A 25,752-nucleotide genomic window follows, 5' to 3' on the forward strand; every position below is an offset into this window, starting at 1 on the left:
ACCTCGCCGCTATCAAACCCTCACTCCCTCTCCTTAAGGACCCAATAGTCAAACGAGTATAAATTTTCTCCATCGGCTTTCGACAAATCCGACGTTTCAAATTTTTGAGTTCCCAACACAATCTGACACGTATCTAAAAATGTTTTCAATACATCTTGGTCACGTACTTCCATATGCCCATCAGAATGAAAAACATTCACATAAAGATTTAAGAATAATTTCAGATACCGCAACGAGGCTTTGTGAGAACACATAATATCTGGCAACGACGGAATTACAGCCATAGCCAGCGTAAAAATCTCTGGCATGCGATCTCTTATCACTGCACCTTCCCTTCGCAAGCTCCAGCAAAAACTCAATACTTTTAGTTTTTCCATCGCCATTAATTAACGATATGGCTTGCCAAAAAACAGGAAGAGACACGTATATTTTTTCTGTTTTCAAATCGACCGCATAAAGAATCACGTGGGTTCTTTAACTCAATTCAGCCCAATAGAGGAGCGTGCTCTCCTTAATGCCGCTCACGACAGGCACACCGTCTTTTTTAACGTCCTTGAAATGAGTGAGCATCTGGTGGGCCTGGCACGCCAAAGCAGCGCGGCGACGCCTTCATCAACAAGGTGCTGCGCCAGACCAGCAAGGCCGGGGTGAAGCTCGGCAAGGCTGCTGACAAGGTCGGTCAACGGCCAATGCTCGGCGTTTGAAGATCAAGCCGGGGCTGTTGAATTTGGCTAAAGCCGGGCCACGCTCGACCGCCGCGCACCTACGCTACATCGAGCGCGAAGGCGTCGATCGCCAGGGTGTGGGCCGGGTCACGCCTACGGCCCGGCGACCGACGCGGTGGACACTGCCGCCTTCGAGGAACGCGGGCGCGAGGATCGGCACCAGTTCTGTTTCATTGTCTCGCCGGAGGATGCCGAGCAGCTCGACGACCTGCGCACCTATACCCGGCACCTGATGGCGCGGATGGAGGCCGATGTGGGCACATGGCTGGAGTGGGTGGCGGTGGATCACTGGAACAAGGACAACCCGCATACGCACGTCGTCCTGCGCGGCACGAACGACACCGGCAAAGACCTCATCATCTCCCGCGACTACATCGCCGAGGGAATGCGTCACCGGGCGTCGAGTTGGCGACCGAATGGCTAGGACCGCGTACCGAGCTGGAGATCCAGCGCGCCATGCAGCGCGAAGTCGATCAGGAGCGGTGGACGGGCCTGGATCGTGTCTTGCACACTAGGCCGTGGACGGCTTAGTGCAAACAACGAGTACGACTTTGCTGGATCGACAGGGGATCTGGGCTAGAAGCGGTATAGCTGTGCTGGAGTTACGATCTACGGCGCGGACAAAAAGGAAACTCATCCCTGTGCTCTGTCGGGATCACGCGCGCGATTATTTCTTGTTCCCGACATGCACGGCATGGACAGGAGCGTAGCGCTGCCCGACTATCCGTTCCGGCGCGAAGAGGCTGCTGATATAGGTGATTTCGTCCGGGCTAAGGGCGACATTGGTCGCGGCCAGGTTTTCCTCAACATAAACGGCACGTTTCGTTCCGGGGATCGGAACGATGTCGAACGGTTGCAGCAGAAGCCAGGCAAGGGCTAATTGCCCCGATCGGCATCCCTTGCTTGCGGCGATGGCCTTGAGAGTTTCGACGGGCACGAGATTTGTTGCGAGGTTTTCCGGTTCGAATCGAGGGTTGGAGGCGCGGAAATCGGCTGCAGCGAAGCTTGCCCCGACCTGAATCACCCCCGTCAGAGACGAACGCCCCAGCGGGCTGAATGGCACGAATGTGATGCCGAACTCGCGGCAGGTTGGCAGGATTTCCGCTTCAACGCCACGCTCCCAAAGCGAGTATTCCGACTGAAGCGCGGTCAGCGGATGAACCCCATGCGCGCGGCGCAGTTGTTCAACCGACGCCTCGCTCAGGCCTATCGCCCGCACTTTGCCCTGCTCGACCAGACGGGCCATCGCCCCAACAGTTTCTTCGACGGGAATCTTGGGATCAATCCGATAGCAGTAATACAGGTCGATGGTCTCGACTCTCAGCCGCCGTAAGCTGGCCTCGCAGGCCTTTGTGACGTAGTCGGGACGGCCGTCAATGACGACATCCTTGCCGTCTTCACTGAGTCGAGCGGAGAATTTCGTGGCGAGAACCACCTCGTCGCGCCGGCCGGCGATGGCCTCGCCGATTAGTTGCTCATTGTGGCCGAACCCGCGGATTTCGGCGCCCAGGTTGACATCCGCAGCTCCATATATGTCTGATGCGTCCAGAAAATCGACGCCAAGATCGAGAGCGGCGCGGATCGTCGCGACCGACTGTGCATCGTCCGCCGGACCGTAAAATTGCGACATGCCCATGCATCCGAGACCGATAGGGCGTACGGCCAGCTCGGAATGACCCAGACGGACCCGCGCCGACCCCTCGATTGCGTCAGGCAAGTTATTGTCGTTGTTGCTCATCCGTCATCTCCATTGAAGGGGGGTACTTGGTCGCGGCGAGCAAAGGTGTACCGCTGGCTCTCGCTGCATGACCATGACTCCACCCGGCACAGGCTGTTCGATACCCATGCGGGAGGGAGCGGACCATTCGAACGGTGGTTACCGCTGATCGTCAGCGAGTTTTTCCAGTGCGGAAAATGCCTTCGCGGCGCTCCACGCGGCTGGAAAGCCCGCATAGGGAGCCGTCTGCACGATGGCCTCCTCGATCTCGGTCTGGGTCAGGCCATTCGTCAGGCCGACGCGAAGATGGTTCTGTAACTCCGCGGTCTGGCGCAGGGCGATCAGCACGGCGATCGTAACAAGGCTGCGCTGCTTGCGATCCAGCCCACCCCGTCCCCACACCTTGCCGAAGACGAACTCCAGCGACAGATCGGCGATGACAGCCTCCGCGCCGATCCCCTGAGCTATATCCTGCATTTCCGCCGCTCTGTCCGCCCCTCTCAATTCGGCGTAGATGCGGGTGCCTTCCGCATGTTCCGCCTTCATCCCGAGACCGCACCAAGGAGGGCCTTCGGCTCAAGATAGGCCTGGAGTCCGAAGACGCCATACTCTCGGCCAATGCCCGATTGCTTGAACCCGCCAAATGGCACCGCAGGATCGTGCGGGGCGCCATTTATGACGACACGCCCTGCCTCGATCTGGCTCGCCACCGCCCCTGCCCGATCCGGGTCGGAGGAGATGACATAGGCTTGCAACCCGTAGGGCGTGTCGTTGGCAATCGAAATAGCCTCTGCCTCATCTTCATAGGTCAGCAGGCACAAAACCGGGCCGAAAATCTCCTCCCTGGAGATCGTCATGTCATTGGTGACGTTGGCGAAGATGGTCGGCTTCACGAAGTAGCCGCCGAGACCATCGGGATGGCCTTCACCACCGGCAACGATGGTGGCGCCTGCCTCGACGCCGAGCCGAATGTAGCGCTGAACCCGCTCATACTGAGCCTGACTCACCATCGGCCCAATGGTCGTACTGGCGTCGCGCGGGTTGCCTGCCCTTATTTTCTCGAGGGCGATCTGTATCGCTGCTATCGCCTCATCAAGCCGCGAGGCCGGTAGGAGAATACGGGTGCCGGCAATGCAGGCCTGACCGCTGTTTGCGAAGCCGGCCTCCAGCGCCATGGGAATCGCCTTGGCGAAGTCGGCGTCGTCAAGGATGACCGTGGGCGACTTGCCACCGAGTTCCAAGGTCACGCGCTTTAGCGTGTCGGCGGCGCTGCGGAGGATCGACTTGCCAACCGCAGTGGAGCCGGTGAAGGAGATTTTCGATATGTCGGGGTTTGCGGTGATTTCTGCGCCCACAACATCGCCCCGTCCATTGACGATGTTGAACAGGCCGGCAGGCGCGCTTGCCTCATGCAGCGCTTCAAGTACGACCTGTGTCTGAGCCGCACTCATTTCGCTGGGCTTAATGACCGCTGTGCATCCAGCTGCCAGCGCGTAGGCGAGTTTGTTGCAGATGAAGCCGGCGTTGCTGTTCCATGGCGTGATCAGCCCGACCACGCCGACGGGTTCCATGATGACATCCGCCGTGCCTATCCGTTGCGTGAGGTTGAAACCTTCTAGAGTGCGCGCCGCCTCCATGAAGCTGCTCGATGCGTGAGCGGCCATCCAGGTCGATCGGGAGATTGGTGCGCCGTATTCCAAAATGATCGCGTCCAGCAGCGCGCCCTTCTTGGCTTCCATTGCGTCGTGAAGACGATGCAGCAAGGAAATACGATCCGCCTTCGTACTCCGCGACCACGCCGGAAAGGCGCGTTTTGCTGCGGCAATAGCGGCTTTCGCATCATCCACATCTCCCAGCCTAACGCGGCCGAATGCTTCTCCCGTCACTGGGTTGTGCAGATCAAATAGCTCGATTCCGTGCGGCACGACGAAGCGGCCGTCGATGTAGACGTGACTGAACTCTTGCATCTCTATATCCCCTTGCGTTGCACTAACACAAAATATAGCGTTTACCAATAATCATGAAAATCCGTATTATTCTTCATGAAGTGATGCAGGAATATGGATAATGCGCAAAATTGGAATCGTGGAACTTGAGGCGGCGATGGCGGTGGCAAGGCGGAAAAGCTTTCGCGCCGCGTCTGCCGATCTTGGCGTTTCGCCAACCGCTCTCAGTCAGACGATCGCAGGGCTCGAAGCGAGGCTAGGCGTCCGGCTGTTCAACCGAACGACGCGCAGCGTCTCCCTGACCAGCGCGGGCGAGCAATTTCTTGCCGATATCGAACCGGCTTTAGCCGCGATCAATCAGGCAGTTGAGACGGTCAATAGTCGTCGAGCCGAGCCGGTCGGGTCACTACGGATCAATAGTTCCGTTGGAGCCGCCCGTCGCATTCTTTCTCCAATCATCTTGGAGTTCATCCGTCTTTATCCCGAGATGCAGGTGGACCTGGTGACAGAGGACCGCCCGATCGATATCGTCGCTGAGGGTTTCGATGTGGGTGTTAGACCGGGCGATACGGTGCCTGCAGACATGATTGCTGTTCATCTAGAGCCAATGCAGGGATTTGCCGTGGTGGGATCCCCAGCCTATTTCGAGGGCAAGGCTCCGCCTGAGACGCCTCAGGACCTCCTGCACCACACTTGCATCCGCGCGAGAAACCCCAGCGGTAGCATGTATCGCTGGGAGTTTGAGCAAGATGGTCGGGGCATCACGCTTGATGTACCTGGTCAACTCACGCTTGACGATGCAGGCTTGATGCTGGAGGCCGTACTGGCAGGGGTGGGCTTGGCCTACATGGCCGAATGGTGGGTCGGCGAGAGCGTTCGCGAAGGGAAGCTTCGCCGTGTTCTGGACAGCTTCACCCCCTCGTCACCTGGGCTTTGCCTCTATTATCCAAGCCGCCGATATCAACCCGCTGGGCTGCGTGCCCTGATCTCGTTCATTGAAGAAGGGCGCCGCAAGAGCCTATCTGACCATATCGTTTCCGTATCTCAGCATGGCCGGTAGCGACTCTCTTTCTAAACGCGCTCCGTATCGAGGGTGCGAAGTTCCAAGAGGGCATCGGCCAGCGTCCGCCTATCCAACAGGCGCACCACCGACTCATCTACCTCGCCGGCCAAGTTCCCAAAGAATTGTTCGACATTGCAAGTAACGAGGCATCGATGAGGGATATCGCTACGTCCGGTCCATGCCCTCTTGTCCCCCAGAGAGGCCTTATAGATTTCGCCGAGTGTGATCGCGGCAGCGTCGACGCTTAGGCTCACTCCCCCACCTCGCCCCATGGTCGAACGAACAAGACCCGCCTGGATCAGGGGCACCAACAATCGCCTGACAAAGGTTGGATTGGAGTCGACCCCCTCGGCCAACTGAGCGGAACTCAATAGTTCAATGCCTTCGGTCTGAGCCAGAGCCAGGCTGAGCATCATCTGCAGCGTGGTCGGGAAACGGACATCGATCACAGTCTTCTCCTAGTACATTCGATATGTATCTTTTATTGTTGCATATAAAGATAAATATATCTAACATAGGCTCACATTTTCTCAAGGAGAGCTTCCATGTCCGATGAACGTGCAATTCAGGAGGTGCTGGCGCGATACGTCCGGGCCGCCGACAACCGAGACGGAGCGGCAATGAGCAACATCTTCCTGCCCGAAGGCAAGGTCGAGATGTTCTACAACAATGCAGGCACCCCCGAACTTCTTGGCCAGTTGGTCGGGCCGGAAGCTATTGGCGCAGCCGTTACCACGATGATGAAGCCGCATCCGCCGCGAGGGTGGAGCCATCACACCACCCATGACCCGATCATCGAAGTCAATGGCGATGCCGGGACGCTCGACGCCCAGTTTGTGGTGTTCAACGTCGTCGGTGCAGAAAAGCCTGAAGGCGGTTGGCCGGAAGGGGCTTCTGGCGCGCAAGGAACCATCGTCCCGATCGAGACGGGCTACTACCGGCCAATCCTGAAGAGAGTCGATGGGCATTGGATGATCGCGCACCACCGCATCTATCTCGATCTCCCGATGGCCTTTTAGGCGAAACAATATGAAAGGTGTTTTTTATAACCGCTTCGGCGGATCCGGGGTCCTCGAGTACGGTGAACTGCCGGAGCCGAAGCTGTCGCAGAACGCCGTGATGGTCCGGGTGAAGGCCGCGGCCATCAACCCGGCCGACATCGCGCTGCAGGCCGGTTTGGGCGAGAGCCTAATGGAGACTTGGTTTCCGGTCGTACCCGGATGGGATGTCGCCGGCGTCGTCGAGCGCGTAGGAGCCGGCGTGGTCGAATTCCGGCCAGGCGATGAAGTCATCGCCTATATGCATCAGGAAATCCTGCATAGCGGCACCTATGCTGAGCTTGTGAGCGTGCCGGTGGAACGCTTATGGCGAAAGCCAAAGAACGCTTCATGGAGCGAAGCGGCCGGACTGCCACTTGCCGGCCTGACGGCCTATCGCGCGGTGATTGATACACTGCGCGTGTCCGATGTGGACATCGTTCTCGTGCTCGGTGCCTCAGGAGGCGTCGGCTCGCTGGCGACCCAATTGGCGTTGGCGTCAGGCGCTACCGTCATTGGAAGCGCCTCTGCCCCACACCAAACCTATGTGAAGTCGATCGGCGCGGAACCCGTCATGTCCGGCGACTACGTTGCTGAACAGGTCAGAAAGCACGCTCCCGCAGGGGTGACGGCCATCGTGGATTGCGCCGGCCACGGCGCGTTGGCGAAGGCCATGGTTGCAGCGGCTCCGGGCGCGAGAATCTGCTCAATAGCGGATGGCGGCCCCGGGGTAACAACTGTGTTCGCCCGACCAGACACCGGGATTCTCGCTCGGCTTGTTGATCTTGTTGAAGCCGGGTCCCTCCGGGTGACGATTGCGACATCGTTTGCCTTGGCTGATGCTGCAATCGCTCAAGACGCGCTGAAGGCAAGGACCTACGGACCAGGAAAGATCGTCCTCGTTCCTGATGCCGCCTAGTGGGATCGGGCGTTACCGGACCTTGCTCGTGGGAGAGTCCACATCGAGAGCGACGATCACGCCGGCGGGAATTGCCGAATATGGGGCTGGTGATAAGTCAAACATTAAGATTTTGGATGGAGTGATGGTGTTAAAGCCAGTCCGCGATACGACTGCCATATCCTAATGTTTGAAGATTCAATCTAAACTAACCGATCGGGTGATCGCGGTAACCGAATGCGGTTCATAGCCAGGCGAGCGAGCGAAGTGAGAATACCCACTTACATCGACCTGACCGACACCACCTCCACAAACCTGAATTTTTTCTGGCAGTCTTAGTAGCTTCATGCTCTGCAACTAGAGAGCTCAGCATATAGGCCTCATGTACCATCTTTTGCATCTTGCCTTCAAATTCATCTCCCATCACTATGGCTGTTTTGCGGCTTACGGCGATCCATCGCTCGGGGTGCGTAATCGACAGTATCAAAGATTTACCCGGTCCATGCTTTCTGGTTCGAGTATCTGTAATTGCTGCAGCCGACTGCATGTCCGCGAGTAATCCAAAAGCGCGGTGGCAGTCAACAATGCCTGCGGACCTTCCTCGGTGATCAGAAATAACTCAATACCGCTGTCGTAGAGAATGTCGATTAAATTGAGAAAGCGCTGCTGAACGTCGATGCCCTCATCATCAAGGGTCGGTACGGCGGTGATGGCCAATCGTTTGAAGGTGCGGCTCAGCCAGAGAAAGTCGGCGCTGGAATGGGGCACGCGGCACAAGTCCTCAAAATCCAACCAAGCGGTTGCTTGCTGCCGCGCCCGCAGTTTCATGGGGCGATGATTTACCTCCACCAGCACGTTGCGCTCAGCCGACCAGTCGAATTTCAGTCGTCGCTCAACCCAGTCCGCCTGGGTATCAGCCGCGACCTGCGCCACCCCTCCCCAAACGTTGCCGCCCTCGGCGTTCAGCCGGTAATCTTTGCCACCGTCCAGATGATAGATGTTAAAGCGGCGGTCGATCATCTCGATGGTCGGCTTGAAGCGATCCCGGTAAAGAGGGTTCGGACACAGCGCTTGGGGAGCATAGTTGGAAGTGGCAACCATTCCGACCCCCTGATCTATCAGTTGCGCCAGAAGACGACCAAGTAACATCGCGTCACCAATGTCATGCACGTGAAACTCATCAAAACATAACAGTTTAGTGTCCGCTGCGATCTCGCTGGCGATAAGAACCAACGGATCGCGCTGACCAGTGATCTGTTTAAGACGCTCCAGAACGCCTTGCAAAAAGGCGTGAAAGTGCACGCGTCGCTTAGCCTCGAGCGGAGCAGCAGCGAAGAAGGCATCCATTACGAAACTCTTACCGCGCCCGACACCACCCCACAGATATACTCCATCTTTCGGAGCCGGTAACCAAACCCGCCTTTCACGTAGCCAATTTCCCAGCCACTTGTCGAGAAGTTTGATGGCGGCCCGCTGAGACGGGTCAGCGCAATAACCGCGAGCCATGAGCCGCGTCTCTATGTCCTGTTCGACTTGCGACACGATAAGTTCGCCTCCTCTTTGACGCTGCGTTGTAGAGTTTCACAAATCAACGAATACGAACTCCACTCTCCATGAAAGTAATTCAAAGCGGCATGCTGGCTAGCTTAGAGAGCCGCTTGAGTACGGACTCTCAAAGAGAGTTGTCTGCGAGGGCTGTAGTAATAGAACAACCCGAATCATTTACTCGTAAATTGATGTTTGACGCTCAGATCGAAAAGCGCTCTACGAGCCCGTGCATGTCGGCCGCCAGCCGGGAAAGCTCGGTACTGGCCACGGAGGTCTGCTGCGCTCCCGTGGCGCTGTGCACGGACAAATCGCGAATACTCGTCAGATTACGATCCACTGCATGCGCCACTTCGGCCTGCTCTTCAGAGCTCGCGGCAATGTGCATGTTCATCTCATTGATCTGGTAGATAGCATTGGAAATTTCCGTCAGAGCCGCTCCCGCCTCATGGGCGATCAACAGGGTTCCCTGAGCTTCCAGACAGCTATCTTGCATCGCATGAGTAACCTGCTCGGTACCCAAGCGGATACGCTCGATGATCTTCGCGATTTCGCCGGTCGATTGCTGGGTGCGGCCCGCCAGGGCCCGGACTTCATCCGCCACCACCGCAAATCCGCGGCCCTGCTCTCCGGCCCGCGCCGCTTCAATTGCAGCGTTCAGCGCCAGCAGGTTGGTCTGTTCCGCAATGGTGCGGATGACCTCGAGCATCTGGCTGATATCCTGAGATTGCGTGGCAAGATGCTGCACATCGTTGCTGGTGCTCTGGACGGTGGTGCTCAGTTTTTCAATGGCGGCAATGGTGTGCTTCACCTGATCCGAACCGGTGTGGCTCGATGCCCCCGACGAGCGTGCTGCCACAGAGGCTGAAGCCGCATTACGGGCCACGCCTACCACCGCGACCGCCATCTGGTTCATCGCGGTGGCGGCCTGTTCTATTTCCTGGTTCTGTCGAAGCAGGCCGCGGCTGGACTCGCCGGTCACCGCACTCATTTCTTCGGCAGCCGATGCCAACTGGGTCGAAGAGTCACCGATCAGGCGGATCGTATCGCGCAAGCTGTCCTGCATTGCCTTTGCCGATTTGAGCAACATTGAAATCTCGTCCTTACCTCCGATCGCAATATCGCTACGCAAGTTGCCACGAGCGATCGTGTCGTTGATCGACGACGCATATTTCAGCGGTAGGACAATACTGCGCGTAAAAAAATAAGCCAAGGCTAAAGTGACCAGCACGGCGACAAGTATCATTGCGATGATGAACTTAAAGCCGTTGTCATACGTTTGCGCGGAATCGATGCCAGAGCGGCTCACCTCATCGAGGTCCAGTTGTATCAATTGATCAAGAGCCTGCTGCATTTGCCTGGAAAGCGCCACGTGCTCGTCCAGCAGAGCCAGGCTCTCGGCGTTACGGTCTTGCTGGCTGTAGTCGATGCAGATGTCCGCCAGGCGACTCAGGCGCTGAATGCCATCGCTGACCACCTTGTACAGTTGCTGGCCATGGTCGTCAGTGACAAACGCGCCGTACTCCTGTGTTTGCGTGAGCAGTGTCGCACGCAAATCCCGGATGTTCTGGATGACGGTGTTCTTACTCTGCGCGTTGGGCTGGCCAGCAAGCCGTCGGCTTTCAAGCATCAGTTTCAGCACCGTGGCGTCGATCCGGTCGGCGGCGATGACGCTGGCCATCGAATGTTCTTCAACATCGATGGCGATGGTACGGATGGCGTGCAAGTTCCATAACGAAACCACACCCAGGACAATCAACAGCGAGGTAATAACGGCAAAACACAGCGCGGCACGAATTGAAACTTTCATATTTCTAAGCAACATCACATTCCCCTATAGGTAGAACTCCTCCACATAACTTCAATACCAGTGCCGTGATAGAGTCCTCAGCCAAAAAACAATCGACTAGACGAAGCAAACCCAGAGGGTCGTTAACATTATTAGTTAGTTCGTACCGCCTTTTATCCATCGAATTAATGCAGTTCTGGAAAACAACGACTATGTTTCAACGCGGAATGAAGCAGGCGGCGCCTGAGGTCCATCACGATTTCCGGGGGGCGCGCGCCGTGTGGAGGGTCTATTACTTGAAGACAAAGTAATAGAAGAGCCAATAGCTTCATGAATATCCCAAAAGCTGCGCGAAACCTTGCCCGATCAACATGCGATTCCCCCAACCGTTCTATAAACCAAGTGCAACCCGCTCTTTGGCGGTTTTCAATTCACTGAAGAAATATCCACTTCGAGTTGCTGTGATGCTTGCGCCAGACTTTGGATGGACAGATTGTTGCTGCGAGACTTTCGCGCCATCATCTCTACCCGCGACGCTATTTCACCCGCCGCTTGGGTCTGGTTACCCAGCTCCTGAGAAATCTCTTCGACGAGGATGGCTGAACGGTGAGCACCTTCGCGGATATGGTCCATGGCGAGTCCCGCTTCCTTTGCCAGTGCGACCCCCTCATTCGCTCGCGTTACGGCTGCCTGCATACTGTCAACGACCTGCGTTGTATGGGTTCTGATGCGGTCGATCATGTCAGTCACTTCCTGGGTGGATTGCGCAGTCCTGGCCGCTAAATTACGAACCTCGTCGGCGACGACGGCAAACCCGCGACCGGCGCTACCTGCACGCGCTGCTTCAATGGCAGCATTCAATGCCAACAGGTTTGTCTGTTCGGCGATACCTCTGATTACTTGAATAATCGAATGCACTTCCTCGGAAGAATGTCCAAGGGCGACAATTCGGTTTGAAGACTGATTGACTGCCTGGACAATGCCTTCGACCCCTGCGATGACATTGGCGATCACCTCGCTTCCGTTATAGGCCAGTTGCTCCGACTGATTCGAAAGGCTCTTCGCGTTGTTAGCCTGCCCGGCAACAAGACTGATAGCGGTACCCAAGGAGTCCAGTGCCTGTGCCATTGTCACAGCGCCAGTCGCCTGGGCGCCGGTGCTATCAGCGATCGACAGGACCTGGTCATTCAATGAACGGGCCGATACCTGCAATGTTTGATCCTGTTCACAGCGTTGCATGCACCTCGCTCGCCAATTCACTTGGACATCCTGCAGCAAACTGACAAGGCGCCACTCGGCGCCGTGGTTTGCAGCAACGGGCTCCGGCCTGAAATCACCGTCGCCCATCGTCTGGGCCACGGCGACGGCGTGTTCACAAACCGCTAACAGCTTCGTCAGATACCGGTTCACCTCCCATGACATCACCAGCAATCCAATGGCCAGTACGGTGAAACCCCACCGGGCAAAACGCACGTCAGTGCTTAATGCACCGAATACGGCGACAGCCATCAGCGCCAGTGTCACAGCAGCCAGAACTCGCTTCGTTCGTATACTCATTCGAGATTTCCTGCGAGAGCGATGTACGTTCAGAACTGCTCGTTGGCCATCATCAGGGTGATGGCCCGGTCCGCCACGGCCATCACCGGTGCATTGGTGTTGGCACTGATGATGTTAGGCATCATCGAGGCATCAATAACTCGTAACCCCGACACACCTCTCACCCGCAGGTCGCCGTGAAGCACGCTCATAGGGTCATGATCTGCGCCCATTTTGCAGGTGCCTACGGGGTGGTAATTGCTCTCGGTGGTGCGTTTTAGGTACTCCAACAATGCTTCGTCCGTCTGCACTTCGATGCCCGGCTGAATCTCTTTGCGGATAATGCTGGCCAGTGGTTCTGTCGCAGCGATCGAACGCATGTATTTGAGCGCTTGCAGGAGGCGCGAACAGTCGCTGGGATCGCTTAGCCAGTTAGGATTGATTAACGGATCATCGCCAGGATGAGCCGAGCGTAAACGGACGGTGCCACGGGACAGCGGCTTGACCAGGTTGGCCATCAGGGTGAAACCATGGGTTATATTTTCTTCACTCTCCATGGGCCACATCACGCCGACGCCGTATATCTGCAAGTCGGGGTCCGACAGCGGATCCTGCAAGTTGACGAAGGCCATCGTTTCGGCGCCGTTCGAGGAAATTGGGCCGTCGTGAAACGCAAAATAACGCAGCGCGTTACGTATCGCCGGCCATCCTTTGTCCTCACCGTAATAACCATAGGCGCCGTTGGTGGTCATCGACAGCAATGCGGTGTTGTGGTCTTGCAGATTCTCCCCGACCCCCGGTAAATCAACTCGCACGTCGATACCATGCTGGCTCAGATGCTTGGCAGGACCGATGCCCGACAACATAAGCAGTTTTGGTGTGGCGAAAGCGCCGGCGGCCAAGAGCACTTCGCCGCTGACATGGGCCTGGTGCACTGATTGCTTGAGCTGATACTCGACACCCACGGCTCGATCATTGTCGAACAGGATCTTGTTGACGCGAGCGCCGGTTATGACCGTCAGCAACGGGTTGTCCAGGATCGGCTTAACAAATGCCGTCGATGCGCTGCTGCGCTCCCCGCGCCAGGTAGATGTCTGCAGGTAACCGACGCCGTACAGATCCCCGGCATTGAAATCGGACCTGAACGGCAGTCCCGCCCGCTGCATCGTGCGCACAAAAATATCGGCGGCTTCCACTCGGTAACGTGGATCCGAGACTTTCAATGGCCCCTCGGCGCCGTGTGCTTCGTTATCGAAACGCTGGTTGCCTTCCTGACGCTTGAAATAGGGCAACAACAGGTCCCAGCCCCACTGCGGTTGTCCGAGTGCCGTGTTCCAGCGTTCGTAATCCTGGCGCGAGCCGCGAGTGTAGGCCATGGCATTGACGGAGCTGCCACCGCCCATGACATTACCTTGCGGCACACGCACCACACGCCCGTTCATTCGTAGCTGCGGTTCGGATTCATACTGCTTGACGTAGGGACTTCCTTCGAAAAGCATCTTGAACGTCGCGGCTGGCATTTTCAGAAGCATGCTTTTGTCCACCGCTCCCTGTTCGAGCAATAACACTCGCTTGCCGTGGTCCACGACAAGGCGGTTTGCCGCGACGCAGCCGGAGCTGCCCCCACCGACAATGATGTAGTCGTATTTCATGTGATACCTGCGGTAAGGGGCTCAAACGCCGGGGAAGTAAATCGCTTGGGATTCGAGAAAAGCGTCCAGGCCTTCAGGACCGCCTTCACGTCCCATACCTGATTGCTTGAACCCGCCAAAAGGAACGTTGGGCGCCATCTGCAGACCATTAATGGTGACGTTTCCGGTCTTGACCTGGCGCGCAAAGGCGGCAGCCCGCTCGGTGGACGCGCTGAACACGCTCCCGCTGAGACCGAAATCGCTGTCGTTGGCCAGGCGCAGAGCGTGAGCTTCGTCCTCGTAGGCGAGGATCACTACCACCGGACCAAAGATCTCCTGGCGTGCAATCGTCATTTCAGGCGTCACGTCGACGAACACCGTTGGCTGAATGAAGAAACCCATTTCCCGTCCTTCGACCCGCGCACCGCCTGTGACGATTCGCGCACCTTCCTCCAACCCGGTCTGGATATAGGTCAATACGCGCTCATATTGAGTCGCACCAGCCACCGGCCCCACATGAGTCGTGTCGTCCCAAGGGTCGCCGATCGTCAGGCCGGCAACCGCCTGTGTATAGGCGGTGACGAATTCATCATGGCGCGACCGAGGCACCAGTAGCCGGGTTTGAGCGAAACAAATCTGTCCGGAAAACGGCATGCTGAAATGGGCAAGAACCCCGACAGTCGTTTGCAGGTCGGCGTCATCCAGCATGATGGCGGCGGACTTACCGCCCAGCTCCAGAGTGAAACGCGCCATGCGCTGGATACAAACGTTCGCGATGTCTTTGCCTACCACAGTGCTGCCGGTAAAGCTGACCTTGTCGACCCCGGCTGATGCTACAAGGTAGGCACCTTCCTCACGATCTGCTGTGACGACATTGATCACGCCGTGCGGAATTCCCGCCTCTTCAGCGCATTCGGCCAACACCAAGGCATCGAAAGGTGATTCCGGCGGTGACTTGATAATCACGGTACACCCCGCTGCGAGTGCGGCGCCCAGCTTGTACGTCAGGATAGGTAGCTGCGCGTTCCAAGGCGCAATCAGCGCGACGACTCCCACCGGATGACGGACAACGCTGGCCTGGCCTTGGTACGTATCGCGAACCTGGGTGAATTCGAAAGTGTCAGCCAACTGCGCGTAGTAGTCGAGCATGGTTGGACCGAAACCGGAAAAAAGGCCTGCAAAACCCACTGGCGCACCGACCTGTGCGGTCCAGAGTCGCGTGAGCAGGGGTAAGCGATCGTTAACGATCTCTGCAAACTGCCGCAAATGAGTTGCCCGCTGCGGACCTGTCATGCGCGCCCACGGTCCCACATCGAACGCTTGCCGCGCTGCCGCGACAGCTTGGTCGATGTCGGAAAAATTGGCCAAAGGTACATCGCACAGTGGCGCTTCGGTAGAAGGATCGATCAGCACGCGGCGCTGGACTCCGTGCACTGGCAACCATTTACCTGCGATGAAAAAACACGAACGAACGTTATCCGACAGTTCTTTTTTAAAGTCGAAGATGGGCTGTTTCATGGCAACTCCCGGTAAGTAGCGATGGTTGATCAGAATTTGTAGCCATAGCCCATTACGACGTAGCCGTACTTGACGTCGATGGTTGACCCGTCGCTTTTGCCGGTGCCGGTCACGTGCTCGCTGAGGTCTTTAACTAATCCAAAGGTTGCCTCACCGTGATCGCCTACCGTGCGTGTCACGCCAGCGCTGTAGGATTTGTGCAGTAGCCCTGGAATCAGAATGTTGGCAACGAGGGAATCGCTGGCGAACTGACGGTTGGCGTAGTTGATGCCCGTACGGACGGTCCACTGTTCATCGAGTTGATAGGCCAGCCCCAGGCGCATGTTGTGCTGATCACGCCAGCCGAAGGTTTGATCGCTGTTGAGTGCTTCAACCCCAGACCAGCGGATCAACCGGTAATCGAAGGCTACGGTCAACTGGCTGGTGGGTCGCCAGGCCAACCCGGCGCCGAGAATTTCAGGGCTGTCGAGCTTGCCGTCCGAGACCGCCAACAGGTCATCCTTATATCCGTCGAAGCTGGTGGCTTTTTGTTTGCTGGTATACGAGACACCCAATGTCAGAGGGGCGACGGGGGTCCACAGGGCACCTAGGCGAAAACCATAGCTCCAGGCGCCTTGGGTACCATGGTCGGGCAAGATGGCTGGACCGGCTGGCGTTGGCAGAGCAGTGCCACGGACTAAAAGTGACTGGTACGCCGCGGTAACTGAAACACCCAGCGCAAAGTTGTCAGTAACTTTATACGCTAACGTTGGCGCCACACCGGCCTGTTTGAGCATCGCCTGAAACCGTGGCAAACCTTGGTTCTGAAACAGTGGGCCATCGTAGTCCCAGCCCACGCCTGCACCGATGGAAGACACACCCAAGCTCAACTTCGGTGAAAGGTCGTAGTTGAATCCAAACTCCGGGATGGGCACTGTTTTGTGGCCACGCAGACGATTGTCCGGGGAGCCATAAGTAGCCTCGTTACTGCCGATGAATAGCTGAATGTCGCCGTCAACTCGATTGCCTACATACGCCATGCCGGCCGGGTTGGAAGCGGCGGCCATGGAGTCCTGTGGCAATGCAATTGACGCACCGCCCATCGTTACACTTTTCAACCCTTGGCCATCGGTATATAGACCATTGGAAGCATGCGTCATGTCCGGAGCGCCTAGTGCCAACCCCCCCATGCAACCTGCCAAAGTCCGGACGACGTAGTGCCTGAACGTAGTGCTCATGATCCCTCTCTTTTGTTTTTATGGTGAGGCGACAGCAAAGTGACTAAGCCGAGAACCGGATAGTCATTAGTGTAAATTTTCAGGGCGCCAACATGCCGTAATTACCCCCTGGTTAGTTGACACTTTGGTGGTTCATTCATGCTGAATCGAAGCCTGACAAGGCCTCCGTTGCGACTTAGCCAATACTTAATTAATTGGCCACGGGAGGAAAAAGGTATACGACCTCAGGCAATAGCAAGTCGAAGACTAAATGCTCGGCGGGAGAGATAGCGCGATCGGAAAACAGTCCGCGAGAAGTTTCACCCTGCATGGGAAAGTAGAGGCTTGAAGTCTGAGTCATTATTGGCGCTCGCAATCATCGCTTCTTATTGGTCAGAACGTAACGGCATGTAACCGTCGTCCTGTGAAGCGATGGTAGAGAGGCCAATGGACACCAGCAATGCGATCTGGCGCATGACTGTTATCGAATAAAAGCATCGATCAGGTGGGCAGCATCAGTGAGCGTACGGCAATCGACCGTTGCCGGATTTCTTCACGAATGATTGAGTCGATAAGCCCCAATGCTTGCTGGGTTAACAGGTTACATGGCCGATGAGTGGAAGTGGCCAACCAAAGGCTGGTGGCCAGTTCTGGCTCTATCGCCCGAACACTAAGAAGTTTATCGAGGTGACAGTTATCGTCACCGATGGCGTTCATTGGCAGGACTGCGTGGCCGTGTCCCCGCCGCACCAGCTCATGGATGGCCGGAATGCTCTCTATCTCGTAACGCACTTTGATTTTTCGCTCTACCGTCGCTAGGGACTGCTCAAGCAAGAGACGAATATTGTTCGGCCGTCCCGGGATGATGAATTGCAGCTCGGCGAGCGCTTCAAGGCTGATAGAACCACCAATCGTGACATCGTCGTCAGGGGTGCGCGGTGAGATCAGAAACAGCGGCTCTTCAGCTAGAGGCAGGAGATCCACATTCGCCGTAGGCATGGTGTTATAGACCACTCCGCAATCGAGTCGACCAATACCCAACCACTCGAGAATATGAGTCGACAACCCCTCCACCAAGCACAGTGTCACGCCTGGAAACTGTTCACGGAACGCCTCCACCAACGGAACCGTAGCGGTGCGCCCCAAACTGGGTGGCCAGCCCAAAACCAAACGCCCTTCGGCGACATTGCGGTGTTGATCAATGTCGGCTCGCGCCAGATCGATTTGCCGAAGAATGCCTCGCGAATGTTTGAGCAACCGGGTGCCCGCCGCCGTGAGCGTAACGCCACGACCTGTGCGCTCGAACAGTGACGCGCGCAGTTCGATTTCCAACTGGCGGATCTGACGGCTCAGTGCCGGTTGAGCGATATCGAGAAAAGCCGATGCCTTACTGAAACTACCCAGTTCCGCGACCTGACTGAAATATTCAAGCTGCTTGATGTCCATTCCAATCCCGTTTTTTTAGTTGTGAGGGTTGGCTGATTGTGCCGTTGCATTACTTATCAGAATGCACCCCAGCGGCTCGTATCACAACTGCAGCACCACCGAGCAGGGTTATCGAAATTTTGCATAGCTGTTTTTGCATAGCTGCTAGTGGCGGTGCGTTATTGATCGACTCCGCCGCCAACCCTCACTGTTGACACCAGCTTATGACTAATGAGCCTCCAATAAAAACGTAACCGTCCGCCTGCGCAGGTTCATTCCTCCCGGTAGTTCGGTACTTCAAAAACAGGATTTAAAAGATGGACCAGACAAGCCTGATCCCTGTGGTTCAAGACAGTATTCCAAATGAGCGCGGCCCTGGACGCTACCAATATCTGACTCGCACCAACCGCGGAACACCGGCCGGCGAACTCCTGCGCCGCTACTGGCAGCCCATTGCCCTGGCTGATGCCGTACCACCCGGCTCAGCGCCTTTCCCTGTGCGGATCATGGGCGAAGACCTGGTGCTGTTTCGCGATGATAAAGGTGAAGTAGGGCTGATCAATCGCAAGTGTGCGCACCGCTGCGCAGACCTGGCTTTGGGTCGTATCGAAGATGGCGGTCTGCGCTGTCCATATCACGGCTGGCTGTTCGACGGTAAAGGCAAATGCCTTGATCAACCGGCGGAACATTCCCCAAACGCCAAGGACAAGGTACGCACTCATTCCTATCCGCTGCATGAAGCGGCCGGTGCGTTCTGGGCCTACATGGGGCCTGGCGAGCCGCCGCTTTTTCCTAACTACCCGGCGCTCGCGGGCGGCGATGAACACCGTTATACCTGCCGTTGGCGCGGTGATTGCAACTGGCTGCAAGCCAGTGAAGGCAACATTGACCCGGTGCATACCTCCTATCTGCATCAGGTGAATCTGACCGACGAAACCATGCAAGCGCGCTGGGGTGTATTTTCAAACAAAGCACGTCCGATCATCAGCATCGAAGACACCCGGTTCGGTGTTCGTCTTTATACCAAGCGCGCCATTGGCGAAACCCGCGACACCTCAATCCGAATCACAAATTACGTCATGCCTAACGCCTGCGCGGTCGGTGGATTCGAAGGTTATCTGGGGGACGGCGGTCTCACGATGTTGTGGGACGTACCAATCGACGATCATGCGCACTGGCGTTGGGAATTCATCTATCACCGCAGCGGGCAACTCGATAAAGAAAGTCTGGAGAAGCAATACCAGGCAGAGAAAGATGAACACGACCGCATGCTGCGCGCCGATGACCCGCTCTTTATGCAAGATCGCGATTCGATGAAAGAAGCTGCCTACCTGGGCATGGGCGAATGTTTCTCTGTGCACGATATTGCAATTACCCAATCCCAAGGCGTCATCCACGATCATACCCAAGAGCATTTGGGCGCAACGGACGTGGCGATCATGCGCGCACGCCGGATGCTTGACGAGGGCGCCCGCGATGTACTCGAAGGCAAGGATCCACGCGGCGTGGTGCGCACGGTCGAAGAAAACAACTTCAAAGACATGGTAGTGATCACTGGCGTCATTGATCCTAATACCAGCCAGGAATCGTTCTGCACGCTCCACTCCGAGGATCACCTGTTCGCCCCTGAAAGCAGCGGAGGTCGTGATGTTTGAGGTCACCCTTACCCGCAAAGAGCTTGAAGCCGAAAATATTTTTCTGTTCGAGTTCCAGCATCCTGATGGCAGGGCTTTGCCACCGTTCACGGCGGGCTCGCACATCGACGTGCAAGTCCGACCGGGGCTGATTCGTCAATACTCGCTCTGCAATCATCCGGATGAACGCCATCGTTATCAGTTGGGTGTCTTGCAAACCGCAGACTCCCGCGGCGGCTCCAAAGGCATGCATGAGGATTTGCACGTTGGTCAAACGGTGTGGATCAGCGAGCCGCGCAACCTGTTCGAGCTGGAACCGGAGGCCGATCATTCCCTGTTATTCGCTGGCGGTATCGGCATCACTCCCATCCTCAGCATGGCTGAAGTCTTGAATGATCGGGGACAGTCGTTTTCCCTCTTCTACTTCGCTCGTAGCGCCGCCAGCGCTGCATTCGTGAAGCGAGTCGAAGCGTCGTCCTACAGCAGCAGCAGCCAATGCCAATTCGATGTCGATGATGGTCAAGCGCGTCTGGATGTCAGGGAGTTGCTCAGTCATCCGCAGCCGCACAAGCACCTCTATATTTGCGGCCCCGGCGGGTTCATGGACTTCGTTCTCGGCATCGCACGCGAACTGCATTGGCCAGAGGCAAATCTGCACCGCGAGTATTTCAGCGCGCCCGCTAGCGGCGAAGAACAAAGCAGTGATCAGTTTGAGATCCAAGTGGCAAGCACCGGCCAGGTTCTTGAGGTTGGCCCCCAGCAAACGGTAACGGATGTGTTGCTGGCGGTGGGCATCGAGATTCCGGTTTCCTGTCAGCAGGGCATCTGCGGCACATGTGTGACGAAGGTGCTGGATGGGGTTCCTGATCATCGGGACTACTACCTGAGTGATCGCGAAAAAACCTCAAACGACCAATTCACGCCTTGCTGCTCACGCGCCAAAAGCAAGCGGTTGGTTCTCGACCTTTAACCCGGAGCTGGCGAGTGACCACGCTCGCTCGCCGGCTCTGCCTTTTATTGATGGTCTGACTCGTAGCAATCACCAGAATAACGATCGTGTATTCCGAACAAAAACAACAACGGAGACAACGCATGATTTCATTACCTCGCTGTATACGCAACGCCGCCATTCCAGTCGGCGCATTCGCTTCGCTTGGCTGTTTTACGGAAGCGTGGGCGCTGGACGTCTCACCCGGTGCTTACCTGCCCGCCCCGGCCGGTAGCAGCATCGCAATGCTGTATCTGGGAGGTGGGCGGGCAACTGAATACCACCCGGAAAAAGGCCCGACCGTGGACCACGACACTCAACTGGATACCCGGACCGGACTGATTCGGCTCTTCCACATGATTGATGTCGACCAGACGAGAGTTCAGGTGCAACTCGGACTGCCTTTCGGCTCACAAAAACTAAAAGTGAGCGGCAACCATGTCGGCGATGATTCAGGCCTGGCCGACCCATTCGTGGCGGTGACAGCGTGGCCCCTCAACGACACGGTGAATAAACGTTATCTGGGGATCACCGGCTATCTGTTCTTGCCTCAGGGCAGCTATGACAATGACAGCAAAGTCAACATGGGCAACAACCGCTATTCCGCCGCCCTGCAAGCCGGCTATGTACATAGCTTCGGTGCCTGGCGCGCTGAGCTGACCGGCGACGTCAGTTGGTACGGCGACAATACGGAATCAACGCCAGTCAATCGCACACTTAAGCAAGATCCCGTGTACACCCTACAGCCGTGGCTCAGTTACACCTTCGCCAACAAGGTCACCACTTCGGTCGGGCTGACCCGAACCTGGGGTGGCGATTCGACCCTGGACGGCGTTGATACCGGCAGACGTTCAGATTCGACCCGCGCGCGCGCCGGATTGGGCTACTGGATTAGACCAGACGTGCAATTGTATTCGGAGCTCACTCGCGACCTCCAAGTGGATGGCGGATACAAGTTCGATTACTCAGGTTTTGTGCGTATTGGCTACTTCTTCTGATTATTGAAAGACAAAGGAACTCCGACATGTCAAACGAACAAAAATCCGCACTGGTGGTGAGCGCGCACTCGGCTGATTTTGTCTGGCGCGCCGCTGGCGCCATCGCTCTGCATACCCAGCAAGGCTACAAGGTTCACATTGTGTGCCTGTCCTTTGGCGAAAGGGGTGAGTCGGCAAAAATGTGGCGCAAAGGTGAAATGACCGAAGACAAGGTCAAGGTCGGACGTCGGGCCGAAGCCCAGGCAGCAGCGGACATCCTTGGCGCCACTATCGAGTTTTTCGACATTGGTGATTATCCAATGAGAGCGGACAAAGAAGTGCTGTTCCGCCTAGCTGATGTGTTTCGTCGGGTGCAGCCGGCATTTGCATTGAGCCACTCTCTCAAGGACCCCTACAACTACGACCACCCTTTGGCGACGCACCTCACCCAGGAAGCGCGCATCATTGCCCAAGCCGAGGGATATCGCCCAGGGGAAAAAATCGTTGGTGCGCCGCCGGTTTACAGCTTCGAACCGCATCAGCCGGAACAGTGCGAGTGGAAACCCGACGTACTGCTGGACATCACGCCCGTGTGGGATAAAAAACTGGCCGCTATCAAATGCATGGCCGGACAGGAGCATCTCTGGGAGTACTACACCCGGGTCGCTTTACAGCGTGGCGTTCAGGCCAAGCGGAATATCGGAATCACGGCCCAGCGTGACATCATTTATGCCGAGGGCTATCAGAGCGTCTTCCCACGTGTAACAGGAGACTTGTCATGAGCGGGGTCGCAATTCGAAATTTACCGCGATTCTCCCAGCAAATCGGCGAGGAACTGGCGGTATTGGGGGTGGCTACAGTCCATGAGGCTCAGGGCCGTAGCGGGTTGCTGCAGACCTACATGCATCCAATCTACAAGGGCGCGGCGATTGCTGGCCCGGCGGTGACTGTCCTTGCTCAACCCGGCGATAACTGGATGCTGCATGTGGCGGTGGAAATGTGCAAACCTGGAGACATCCTGGTGGTGGGCTGCACCTCGGAAAACCATGACGGTATGTTTGGTGACCTTCTTGCGACCTCACTCATGGCCAGGGGCGTGCGGGGCTTGATCATAGATGCAGGCTGTAGAGACGTGTCCACGCTAACCGCAATGGGTTTCCCTGTCTGGTCGCGATCGATCAGTGCCAAGGGCACGATCAAGGCTACCTTGGGGTCGGTCAATATTCCAATCGTCTGCGCTGGCGCTTACATCGTTGCTGGCGACGCAATCGTGGCTGACGATGACGGTGTTGTCGTAGTGCCCCATTCAAACGTGGAGAAAGTGCTCGCCGCAGCCAAGCAACGTGAAGCACTGGAGATTGGCAAGCGTAATCGGCTGGCCAGCGGTGAGCTTGGGCTGGACATCTATGATATGCGCCCAACCTTGCAGGCACATGGACTCGTCTATTACGACGACCTGCTTCAATACCAAGATAAAAACGCTGGCTAAAATACGCTTGTTAAACCGACCCTGGTTAATGCTGGGGTCGCGTTAAATAATTAAACTGAATTAGCACTCATTGTAAGTGGGCTTGCTTGCCTATTAAGTTTATCTAAGAGATTTTGCTAATAACCTCATTTAATTGGGCGCTCCCGAGAAACTGGAGTACACAAAGGGTTCCTGGCCGCGCAGGCTGTTATTGCCGACAACATCGCCGGCTTGGATCAGTCGATTTACTCCAAATAGCAGTTTGACAATCACCGACACTTCGGACTGGCGTTTTGACTCGACGTGCAATGGGAGCTCGCACGACCAGATCTATATGGAGCAGCTAATGCCATTCATACCGCGACGACTCGTGCGCTCAATGCTAGTAGCAAATTGAGCGATGCTTTTATTCGATAACAGTCATATACCGGATCGCATTGCTGGACTTGGTAGGGCTACCTATCATGATTTAACGGGACGGCGGTAATTAAACACCTCTGCATCCTGACTAATAAGAAGCGACGATTGCGAGCACAATGATGACTCAGACTTCGATCCCTTGCCTTTTCATGCGTGGAGGTACTTCACGCGGTCCTTTTTTCGATCGGGCTGATCTGCCGGTCGATATCTCTACCCGCGATCGTGTCCTACTCGCCATCATGGGTTCCCCCGACCGTCGACAGATCGATGGCTTGGGTGGCGCCCATCCGCTGACGAGCAAAGTGGGCATTGTTGGTATCAGTAATGTTCCGGGTGTGAATCTGGAGTTTCTCTTTGCACAACTCCAGCCCGACAGCGATCGAGTCGATACCACGGCCAATTGCGGCAACATGCTCGCTGCCGTGGTGCCGTTTGCCCTGGAGCGCGGATTGGTTAAAGCCCAAAGCGATGTGACGACATTGCGTGTGCTCACACTCAATACCGGAATGCAGTGTGACATCACCGTACAGACGCCGAGTTCAGGTGACGCGCGTCACGTCGAATATGCGGGTGCCACACGCATCGATGGTGTACCGGGGCAGGCTGCTCCAATCGGTATCAACTTTCTTGAAACCGCCGGATCGGTCTGTTCAGGTTTACTGCCTACCGGCAATCGGCGCGATCGGATCATGTTGCCGGACGGCTTCTCCTTGGACGTGACTTGCATTGACAATGGCATGCCAATGGTCCTCATTCCCGCCAGCGCGCTAGGGCGCACAGGTTCAGAACCAACTTCAATGCTTAACGCCGACGACGAGCTCAAGACCCAGCTTGAAGCTTTGCGACTGGTGTGCGGCGACTTGATGGGGCTGGGTGATGTCAGCGCGCGCAACTACCCAAAAATGTGTCTGATTGCCTCCCCGCTGCAAGGCGGCAGCATCGTCACTCGCTGCTTTATTCCCCATGTATGCCACGACGCTATCGGTGTGCTGGCCGCTGTCACCGTCGCCACCGCCTGCGTCCTTACCGGCACGGTAGCTGACGGACTGGCCGAGGTGCACGGAGGGCTCAAACAGACCGTCAGCGTGGAACACCCGACTGGCGAATTCACTCTGGAACTAGGCCTTGAATCTTCCTCCGACGGTCGCGACCCCACGGTGACGAGTGCCACCCTGTTGCGAACCGCTCGGCTGTTGATGCGCGGTGAAGTCTTCATCCCGCAGGCCGTCTGGCCTGGATTCACGGACTGACTCCAGTCTTAAAAAACGCAGCGTTCCACCTCAATCGAGAGTAATCATGACTAGCGATATCACCCCCGGCTGGCTTAATTTTCACCCCGATCCAAGTAAGCCGTCCTTCCAATTGCCTCCGGGCGCCGTGGATGCTCACTGTCATGTGTTCGGTCCCGCGGCCAGTTTTCCCTTCGCACCAGAAAGAAAATACACACCGTGCGACGCGTCCAAAGAACAGCTATTCGCCTTGCATCGACGCCTCGGATTTGACCGTAGCGTGATCGTGCAGGCCACCTGCCATGGCAGTGACAATCGAGCTTTGGTCGACGCTTTGCTGCACTCCGGCGGTCGGGCTCGCGGTGTCGTTACGCTCAAGAACAACGTAACCGACGAAGAGTTGCGTGAGCTTCATAACGCAGGTGTGAGGGGCGTGCGGTTCAACTTCGTCAAGCGACTGGTGGACTTCACCCCTCGTGAAGAATTACAGGCTATTGCGCAGCGTATCGCGCCATTAGGCTGGCATGTGGTGGTGTATTTCGAGGCGCAGGACTTAACTGAGCTTTGGGATTTCTTCGTTGGTCTACCACTGCCAGTGGTGGTCGACCACATGGGTCGCCCTGACGTCAGTGAAAACGTTGACGGACCATCATTCGGCCTGTTCCTGCGCTTGCTCGACGAGCACTCAAATATCTGGACCAAAGTCAGTTGCCCGGAGCGTTTGAGTTTCAGCGGCCCTGCGGCCTTGAATGGCGAATCACATCCATATCGCGATGCCATTCCTTTTGCCCGAAAGGTCGTCGAAACGTTCCCTGACAGGGTGCTTTGGGGGACGGATTGGCCCCATCCCAATCTCAAGGATCACATGCCTGATGACGGATTGCTGGTGGATGTCATCCCACGCATAGCGATCACCGCCGAGCTGCAACGCAAACTGCTGGTCGACAACCCGACACGATTGTATTGGGCCTGATTCATCGGCGAAACCAGCCTATTAAACCCTGATTTTT

The 25,752-nt window shown here is 56.5% G+C and carries 22 protein-coding genes and 2 pseudogenes; 11 read left to right on the top strand and 13 right to left on the bottom strand.

The genetic code is table 11. From position 1 onward, the window contains the following. Positions 1 to 20: 20 nt before the first annotated feature. On the bottom strand, positions 21 to 308 hold the full coding sequence (locus tag KGB25_RS06790) for a hypothetical protein (RefSeq protein ID WP_223434652.1): 288 nt from the start codon (positions 306 to 308) through the stop codon (positions 21 to 23). A gap of 270 nt (positions 309 to 578) precedes the next feature. Here KGB25_RS06790 and KGB25_RS06795 point away from each other — a divergent pair. Further along, positions 579 to 1,232 (top strand): annotated as a pseudogene (locus KGB25_RS06795) (type VI secretion protein); the annotation flags it as partial. A 160-nt stretch (positions 1,233 to 1,392) separates the two neighbouring features. Here KGB25_RS06795 and KGB25_RS06800 read toward each other — a convergent pair. The 3 genes from KGB25_RS06800 to KGB25_RS06810 all read right to left on the bottom strand — a co-directional run bounded on the left by KGB25_RS06800 (position 1,393) and on the right by KGB25_RS06810 (position 4,409). Beyond that, complete coding sequence (locus KGB25_RS06800) at positions 1,393 to 2,463, bottom strand: aldo/keto reductase (protein ID WP_223434653.1); 1,071 nt, start codon at positions 2,461 to 2,463, stop codon at positions 1,393 to 1,395. 138 nt (positions 2,464 to 2,601) lie between these two features. Then, positions 2,602 to 2,988, bottom strand: coding sequence for a carboxymuconolactone decarboxylase family protein (locus tag KGB25_RS06805; protein ID WP_223434654.1), 387 nt, complete (start codon positions 2,986 to 2,988; stop codon positions 2,602 to 2,604). After that, entirely contained in the window at positions 2,985 to 4,409 is a 1,425-nt protein-coding gene (locus KGB25_RS06810) for an aldehyde dehydrogenase family protein (RefSeq protein WP_223434655.1), read from the bottom strand. Before KGB25_RS06810 ends, KGB25_RS06805 begins: the two co-directional genes overlap by 4 nt. 100 nt (positions 4,410 to 4,509) lie before the next feature. Between KGB25_RS06810 and KGB25_RS06815 the strand changes: the two genes are divergently transcribed. Beyond that, entirely contained in the window at positions 4,510 to 5,448 is a 939-nt protein-coding gene (locus tag KGB25_RS06815; RefSeq protein WP_223434656.1) for a LysR family transcriptional regulator, read from the top strand. Positions 5,449 to 5,459: 11 nt separating this feature from the next. Here the strand turns inward: KGB25_RS06815 and KGB25_RS06820 are convergent, their stop codons facing one another. Further along, on the bottom strand, positions 5,460 to 5,900 hold the full coding sequence (locus KGB25_RS06820; protein WP_223434657.1) for an RrF2 family transcriptional regulator: 441 nt from the start codon (positions 5,898 to 5,900) through the stop codon (positions 5,460 to 5,462). Between the two features lie 96 nt (positions 5,901 to 5,996). Between KGB25_RS06820 and KGB25_RS06825 the strand changes: the two genes are divergently transcribed. Both KGB25_RS06825 and KGB25_RS06830 read left to right on the top strand, forming a co-directional pair. Next, a complete protein-coding gene (locus KGB25_RS06825; RefSeq protein WP_223434658.1) occupies positions 5,997 to 6,470 on the top strand; it encodes a nuclear transport factor 2 family protein in 474 nt (157 codons plus the stop codon). Between the two features lie 10 nt (positions 6,471 to 6,480). Next, entirely contained in the window at positions 6,481 to 7,407 is a 927-nt protein-coding gene (locus tag KGB25_RS06830; protein WP_223434659.1) for an NADP-dependent oxidoreductase, read from the top strand. 462 nt (positions 7,408 to 7,869) lie between these two features. Here the strand turns inward: KGB25_RS06830 and zapE are convergent, their stop codons facing one another. From zapE to KGB25_RS06865, 8 genes and pseudogenes are all read right to left on the bottom strand, one after another. Continuing rightward, on the bottom strand, positions 7,870 to 8,892 hold the full coding sequence (gene zapE, locus KGB25_RS06835) for a cell division protein ZapE (protein WP_223434705.1): 1,023 nt from the start codon (positions 8,890 to 8,892) through the stop codon (positions 7,870 to 7,872). Between the two features lie 241 nt (positions 8,893 to 9,133). After that, complete coding sequence (locus KGB25_RS30520; RefSeq protein WP_411740523.1) at positions 9,134 to 9,997, bottom strand: methyl-accepting chemotaxis protein; 864 nt, start codon at positions 9,995 to 9,997, stop codon at positions 9,134 to 9,136. Then, positions 9,989 to 10,756 (bottom strand): annotated as a pseudogene (locus tag KGB25_RS30525) (MCP four helix bundle domain-containing protein); the annotation flags it as partial. The gene KGB25_RS30520 and the pseudogene KGB25_RS30525, both read right to left, overlap by 9 nt. Before the next feature lie 390 nt (positions 10,757 to 11,146). Further along, positions 11,147 to 12,277 carry a methyl-accepting chemotaxis protein gene (locus tag KGB25_RS30445; RefSeq protein WP_317850741.1) on the bottom strand — a complete coding sequence of 377 codons (1,131 nt, stop codon included), beginning with the start codon at positions 12,275 to 12,277 and terminating at the stop codon, positions 11,147 to 11,149. 29 nt (positions 12,278 to 12,306) lie between these two features. Then, a complete protein-coding gene (locus tag KGB25_RS06850; protein ID WP_223434661.1) occupies positions 12,307 to 13,908 on the bottom strand; it encodes a GMC family oxidoreductase in 1,602 nt (533 codons plus the stop codon). Between the two features lie 21 nt (positions 13,909 to 13,929). Beyond that, positions 13,930 to 15,405, bottom strand: coding sequence for an aldehyde dehydrogenase (locus tag KGB25_RS06855; RefSeq protein ID WP_223434662.1), 1,476 nt, complete (start codon positions 15,403 to 15,405; stop codon positions 13,930 to 13,932). A 29-nt stretch (positions 15,406 to 15,434) separates the two neighbouring features. Continuing rightward, complete coding sequence (locus KGB25_RS06860) at positions 15,435 to 16,622, bottom strand: OmpP1/FadL family transporter (protein WP_223434663.1); 1,188 nt, start codon at positions 16,620 to 16,622, stop codon at positions 15,435 to 15,437. Positions 16,623 to 17,102: 480 nt separating this feature from the next. Then, entirely contained in the window at positions 17,103 to 18,047 is a 945-nt protein-coding gene (locus KGB25_RS06865) for a LysR family transcriptional regulator (RefSeq protein WP_223434664.1), read from the bottom strand. Positions 18,048 to 18,343: 296 nt separating this feature from the next. Between KGB25_RS06865 and KGB25_RS06870 the strand changes: the two genes are divergently transcribed. The 7 genes from KGB25_RS06870 to KGB25_RS06900 all read left to right on the top strand — a co-directional run bounded on the left by KGB25_RS06870 (position 18,344) and on the right by KGB25_RS06900 (position 25,715). Beyond that, entirely contained in the window at positions 18,344 to 19,681 is a 1,338-nt protein-coding gene (locus KGB25_RS06870) for a Rieske 2Fe-2S domain-containing protein (protein ID WP_223434665.1), read from the top strand. Further along, positions 19,674 to 20,630: a PDR/VanB family oxidoreductase gene (locus KGB25_RS06875; RefSeq protein ID WP_223434666.1), complete on the top strand. Its 957-nt coding sequence runs from the start codon at positions 19,674 to 19,676 to the stop codon at positions 20,628 to 20,630. Before KGB25_RS06870 ends, KGB25_RS06875 begins: the two co-directional genes overlap by 8 nt. Positions 20,631 to 20,752: 122 nt before the next feature. Further along, positions 20,753 to 21,646: a transporter gene (locus tag KGB25_RS06880; RefSeq protein ID WP_223434667.1), complete on the top strand. Its 894-nt coding sequence runs from the start codon at positions 20,753 to 20,755 to the stop codon at positions 21,644 to 21,646. 26 nt (positions 21,647 to 21,672) lie between these two features. Beyond that, positions 21,673 to 22,407: a 4-oxalmesaconate hydratase gene (gene galB, locus KGB25_RS06885; protein ID WP_223434668.1), complete on the top strand. Its 735-nt coding sequence runs from the start codon at positions 21,673 to 21,675 to the stop codon at positions 22,405 to 22,407. Then, entirely contained in the window at positions 22,404 to 23,114 is a 711-nt protein-coding gene (locus KGB25_RS06890; RefSeq protein ID WP_223434669.1) for a 4-carboxy-4-hydroxy-2-oxoadipate aldolase/oxaloacetate decarboxylase, read from the top strand. The genes galB and KGB25_RS06890 overlap by 4 nt, the downstream gene beginning before the upstream one ends. A 518-nt stretch (positions 23,115 to 23,632) precedes the next feature. After that, positions 23,633 to 24,763 (top strand): 4-oxalomesaconate tautomerase, encoded by a 1,131-nt coding sequence (locus tag KGB25_RS06895; RefSeq protein WP_223434707.1) that lies wholly within the window; start codon positions 23,633 to 23,635, stop codon positions 24,761 to 24,763. Between the two features lie 46 nt (positions 24,764 to 24,809). Then, a complete protein-coding gene (locus KGB25_RS06900) occupies positions 24,810 to 25,715 on the top strand; it encodes an amidohydrolase family protein (RefSeq protein ID WP_223434670.1) in 906 nt (301 codons plus the stop codon). The last annotated feature ends 37 nt before the right edge of the window (positions 25,716 to 25,752 follow it).

Source organism: Pseudomonas sp. BF-RE-21, from assembly GCF_019947305.1.
GTDB classification, from domain to species: domain Bacteria; phylum Pseudomonadota; class Gammaproteobacteria; order Pseudomonadales; family Pseudomonadaceae; genus Aquipseudomonas; species Aquipseudomonas migulae.